This is a genomic window from Nonomuraea sp. NPDC059194 (genome assembly GCF_042754765.1).
Lineage (GTDB): Bacteria > Actinomycetota > Actinomycetes > Streptosporangiales > Streptosporangiaceae > Nonomuraea.
Genome location: NZ_JBHZBH010000091.1, coordinates 1 through 5,894 on the forward strand (window position 1 = coordinate 1; position 5,894 = coordinate 5,894).

General features: G+C 63.2%; 2 protein-coding genes. Both read right to left on the bottom strand.

All coding sequences use genetic code 11. The annotated features are described in order from the left end of the window. Positions 1–465 precede the first annotated feature (465 nt). Positions 466–1,059 (bottom strand): hypothetical protein, encoded by a 594-nt coding sequence (locus ACFXJ8_RS43750; RefSeq protein ID WP_379651459.1) that lies wholly within the window; start codon positions 1,057–1,059, stop codon positions 466–468. Between the two features lie 111 nt (positions 1,060–1,170). Beyond that, a complete protein-coding gene (locus ACFXJ8_RS43755; RefSeq protein ID WP_379651461.1) occupies positions 1,171–5,712 on the bottom strand; it encodes a DNRLRE domain-containing protein in 4,542 nt (1,513 codons plus the stop codon). Between the last annotated feature and the right edge of the window lie 182 nt (positions 5,713–5,894).

The window sequence follows — 5,894 nt, forward strand, 5'->3', positions numbered from 1 at the left end:
CCACCCAGCCGGACACACAGAAAAGGATGATCAGGCGGAAACTTCCGCCGTGCCGATTGACTCAGCCGACACCGTCAAGGCGTGAGTCATCGAGGCTAAACAACCGAGCGGGCCCTTGCCTGGGACCACATCCTAACGACAACTGCTTGAGGAGACGGGCTGACTGAGCCCTTTTCGTGCGCCCAGCAGGCGCACTACGAGTTAAGGGGCTTACCGGCATCAGGCCAAGATGCTTGGAGGGCTCGATGTGGCCGAGAAGAGCAAGACCCGCATGATTGGCGGGTGAATAATCGTGAAAGACTCATCATGCGGCCGTGCTACCGATGAGCGGACGACGCTTGGCCGACCGACAATTCCCAGCTACTATGGCGGGTTGTGTAGCAATACTTGCGTGGCTGCGACCCTTCGGCCCGGTGATGCGATCCCCTAGTCACCCGTATTCCCGATCTCACGCGAAGAGCTCCACTACCAGCTGTCACCCCAAGAGCTCTCTGGGATGCGGTACATAGTGCGAGTTGCTCCAAACCAGTCTCGATCGAGAAAATGGCCAGTAATCCGGCCCACCATACACAGCATGAGATGGACACATCGTTCGAGAGTTGGTTTGTCGCCGAGCGCCAACCCGTTTGCGTATTGCCGGTAATCGGGGAGATACATATCGCCGCCCTCCTCATAGGGCGGAGTAACATCTCCGATATAGACGCCATCGTAATACAGGTTCAGGGGCTCCAGATCAGAGAGTTCCCCTTGATAGTGGATCTCGAAGACGCGACGCCTTCCCAGATTGCGAATCGCAGGATGGTTCGGATACCAGCCGAAGGCGAGGATGTGCGTCCAGCCAGACGCCACAGGGCCGGTCCAGATCGTGTCGCCTCCTTGCCCCGGAAGCATCTCGAGCAACGCTTGCAGGTCACACTCCACCCGCGAGTGGGGATCGGCTCGAACCTGACGGACGATTTCATCTAGATCGTTTCCCTCCACCCACAGACCGTGAAATCCGCCCTGAATACCGTGCTCGGTCAGAAGCTGCCACTGGTCTTCTTGAGGGAAAGCGTTCATTGAGACTCCCTTTCTCCTTTTTATTCGACCGCCAGGAGGGTCGGACAGTTGGGGAACGGTCGACTGTCCGACCCTCCATCAATGAGGGGGCTGCGCTAGATCATCCGTGGTCTAATCCACGATTCTTACCCAGAAGGGGTTGTCGCTGACCTTTACGGGCGTCTTTTCGGGATCGTATTTGATGACCCGATAAGCGCCGTAGAAGATCGACAGTGCAGTGCCATGACGGTCATTGTGACTGGTGAATACCGCCTTTACTGAGTAGTTAATTTTGTCTTTGGCAGCCCCCTGCTCGGTCGAGGCGAATGGATACTCATCGCACCGGAGCGCCCCGTTGCCGTGCTGCAGATACAGCTTCTCATCGTAGTATTTGCAGTAATTGGACCCCCAACTATTCCCGAGAGAGAATTGGTAGGGAACGCCGTCCTCGCCGATGCCGTTCGCCGTGACTTTGTGCCTGGAGAAGACCTCGCGGTTCTCGTCATGGCCGCGCACGGACGCCCTCCACAAAGGTTCGCCTTCGGCAGATCCCAGGGCCGCCGCATAATTTCCTGGAATCACCTTCGGCAGCTCGGTGCCGGTCTTTTCCCTCAGCGGCGGGAATTCGACGTTCTCCCGGCCCTTGGTTGTGTCACCCGGACGGTAGGGCGGATTGGTGTCAGCGTTCCTGTTCTTATCCAGCGCCTTTTCGATGTGTTCGATGACGAATCGAAAGTTGTGATCCTTGCTCTTGGACATTGTGAAGACGCGGTCCGCCCTGATGTTGACACATCCGCCGATACGCGGGTCATCAATGGGTCCTGCGTGCCTCCAGTCACACCGGAAGGTCGGGGCGCCGATTTCGTCGTTCTGGGGTATACCTTGCCCCCACTGTATAACGCCGAGCCGCTTGCCCAAGGGATTGAGAATCTCCTGATCCCACAGGCGTAGTCTGCCCCTCTTGTCTTCATGCCCTGTGATCGCCGGCAGGATGGAGCAGACTTCCCTGTCGTGGTTGGCGGCCTGCTTCTGTGCCCGGATCAAGTGCTCGAGGTATGTCCCACGCCACTGCGCGACCGTTTTGAGCTGATCGACTGGCCCGCCGTCGACTCCGCAGCCCGGCGTCGTGTCGAGACCGAATCGGATCACAGCCTCGTCCATCTCGTCATCCAACGAGGCACGCCGAACGCCCGTGTTGTAGATGCCGAACTCGGACAGCTTCAACCAGAACTTCATGTCCTGCGGTGTCAGGCCAGCAGATCCGGCGCCTCCATCCTGGATTGCACGACCTGTCCTGTCGCCCAGATAGCCGTGCGCAACCCAGGTCGCCCGAAACGCGAATACGTCGCCGGGGTGTAGCTGGTTGACCAGCTTCGCCCCGAGTTTCAGCAGCGGATGAGGCAGGATCTTGGTCCAGTCCGCTGGCTTGCGCCTCTTGACGCCGTCGACATCCTCCTCTTCCCAGCCCGTGTACCCGATCCAGGCGGACCAGCACATGGCGTAGGGGCGTTCCAGCCTGCGGGAGATAGGACCGGTGAGCCGGGAGGTGACTTCGCAGTCCTCCAAGGAAGGATGCTCATACTTGAACTTGGAGGCGGGTGGCTCCGCCGAGGAGGACGTGCTCTGAGCAGGCGATGCCGAAGGGCTGTCCACCCGAGACGACTGCGAAACGGGGGCCGTCAGGAGTTCGGCGATCTCACCGGCGTCGAGTACCCGCTGGTAGATCTGCACCTCGTCGAGGTCGCCCTGAATCCTGCTGCCCAGGGTCATGGCGGCGTCTGCGTTCCACGGGGTGAGACTGACCGGCACGCTCTTAACGAGGACTCCGTTGAGGTACAGCGAGGCGGTCTTGGTAGTCGCATCGTATGCGCCTGCCAGATGGAACCACTCGCCGACAGGTGACTCGACGTTGGAGACCACACCCTCGACAGTCGCGTCGGCAGCGTCGCCGTCGGTGAGAGTGAATACCAGTCCACGGTCAGGAGTGTTGCCGAGGCGGAAGGGCGCCTGGTGGGCTCCCCTCTGCTCGACTACGTTGTAGTCGCCTTCCTTGTCACTCCATCGCAGCCATGCGGCGGCGGTGAAGCTTTGGTCGGTGCGGATCACGGGTCCGTTTGTTTGTGCGAGGGGCTCCTGGCCGGGCTGAGTCAGACGGACGGTGCCGTCCTGCCAAGTTGACCAGGGCGATGCCGAATCCGCGCCAACGGCGCGTGCGCGCCAGCGGATCTTCCATCCGTCAGTCAGCGTTCCTGTCGGGATGGTGAGGCTGGCTTGACTGCCGGAGGCGACGTTGTCGACGCCGCCTGCCCAGATCTGACCGGTGCCCTGTCCGGTGGCGGCAGGGTCGTGCTCGACCTCGAACTCGGCCCGCATTGGCAGGCCTGCCGGATGTGTCAGGGTGGCCTTCACCGTCGGTGTGAGGCTGGTAACGAGGGTCGTGCCGTCACTGACGGCAGCAGGGTCGATCTTCAGGTCACTGATGGTCGGCTTGGGGACACTGACAGTCAACGACTGCCAGTCTGACCAGGCCGATGCCGCCGTCGGCGACATAGCGCGGGCGCGCCAGCGGATCTTCCAGCCGTCGGTCAGCTTGCCTGTGGGGATGGTGACAGTTGCTTGGTTTCCGGAGGCGACGTTGTCGACGCCACCTGCCCAGATCTGACCGGTACCCTGCCCGGTGGCGGCAGGGTCGTGCTCGACCTCGAACTCGGCCCTGAGCGTTCCCCCAACCGGGTCGGTGACCTGCGCCAGGAGGCTCGGGGTGAGCGAGGCGGTGTGGACCTTCCCATCGATGACCTGGGACGGATTCACCTGCAGAGCCGCCACAGCCGGTTCGGATACCGGGTCGGAGATGTCAACCGTCACGCTCTGCCATTGCGACCACGGTGAGGAGGCCGAGGTGGTCGGGTTCACCGCGCGGGCGCGCCAGCGGATCTTCCAGCCGTCGGTCAGCTTGCCTGTGGGGATGGTGACAGTTGCTTGGTTTCCGGAGGCGACGTTGTCGACGCCACCTGCCCAGACCTGACCGGTACCCTGCCCGGTAGCGGCAGGGTCGTGCTCCACCTCGAACTCGGCTCGAACCGGCTGCCCGCCGGGGTCCGTAACCGCGGTGTGCAGACTGGGCGTCAAGCTGGTAGTCACGGTCACGCCGTCAACCTGGGTCGAGGGCGTGACCTGGAGGCCGGCCACCGTCGGGTTGGGCACATCAACCGTAGCCAACTGCCACGCCGACCATGCCGAGACCGCGGATGTGCCGGTGTTGACGGCGCGGGCACGCCAGCGGATCTTCCAGCCGTCGACCAGTTTCCCAGCCGGGACGGTAACGCTTGCCTGGCTGCCGGAAGTGGCAGCAGGAGACGCGCCGGTCCAGATCTGGCCGCTGCCCTGCCCCGTCGCTACGGGATCGTGTTCGATCTCGAACTCGCCGGTCAAGGTGCCGCCGACCGTGTCGGTGACGGTGGCAGCCAGTTGCGGGGTGAGCGAGGTGGCGGTCACGGTGCCGCCTCCGCTGGTGGCAGGGCTGATCTGCAACTGTCCCGCGGTGGGGTTGGAGTCGAGCGTGTAGGTGACACTCAACGAGGGCTTGGTGGTGGCGTGGTCGGAGGACCCAAACGCCCGGTCGTAGTACGGCCTGCCGCCCGTGACGGCTTCATCGACGCCGCGCAGCATGATCCCGTGGTTCGCGGTGCCGGAGGCCCAGGCCTGCGTCATCGCGGTGAGGTTCCAGTCCACCGGTCCCGGCGCGGCGCAGGTGGTGTAGTCGTGAGCGACGGCTTCGCCGTCCGTGGTCGTTGCCGGTTGGTTCGCCCACGTCAGTTGGGTATCGGCCCAGGCAGCGGTGACCCGCTGGACCTTGACCCCGGATAGGGCGTCGCCGCAGCCTACGGCGTCAATGCGGCGCATGTTGAGAGTGGCGGCCGACACATTCACCCCGGCCAGCGCGGCGGTGTCGAACTTCAGAAACGCGCGCTCCACATATGGCTGTGCTTCTTCGGCGTCCCACATGCCCGCCCACAACTCGTCGTTGTGGTAGGTGCCGGATCCCTCGGTGCCGTAGTCGGAGATCCACGCATCCGACAGCACGGTCAGCGTGGTGGTCGGGTCCACCGTGATCGGCAACTTGGTGGACGAGTCCGCGACGAACTTCGGGTCCGGCCGCAGCACCAGCACCTGGCCGCCATCGGCCTTCTCCACCTTGGTAGAGATCGAGCCGTGCTTGCCCCGGCCAGGCTTGCTGCCCGTGCCTGCGGCGGCATCCCACATCACCGGCTCCGGCGCGGAGGCCACCTCCTTGCCCGCCTTGTTCTTCAAGACAAGTCGGCCGTCCTTGGCCTTGGACAGCGTCAGCCCTGACGTCTCCACACCGATGCGGATCTCCAGCGGCTTAGCTGGCCGCTCGCGGACCACGACGTCGTGTCGGAACCCGGTCGCCAGAACAGTGACGACAAGATCTGCGCCCCTTCCGGCCGCGTCAGCAAAAGTGATCTTATTGCCGTTCGCAGTGGGCGTCGGCAGCGGCGTCGGCCACCGCAAGGCGTAGGACTGCCCGTCGCGCGTGGTCATCGTCGCGAACGGCCCCGCGCCTCCGTTGGCAACCGTTACCGAGATCGCCGACGAGAGCGCCTTAGGCCGCAGGACATCGCCTTGCTGGAAGACACTGGTATCGATCGGCACCCACGCACCATTTTGCTTGGTCCGGACGGGTCCCGCAGCGATCTCTGTCTTGAAGGAACCATCCGCAAGCGCGTAAGTGATGCTGGTCTCAGAGGGCGGTTCGCGAGTTGATGTCCCTTTGATCGCTTGCGCTGCAGGAGGAGAGCAGGCCACGGGCTCGTTGCCGGGCTACGGACGCGGCT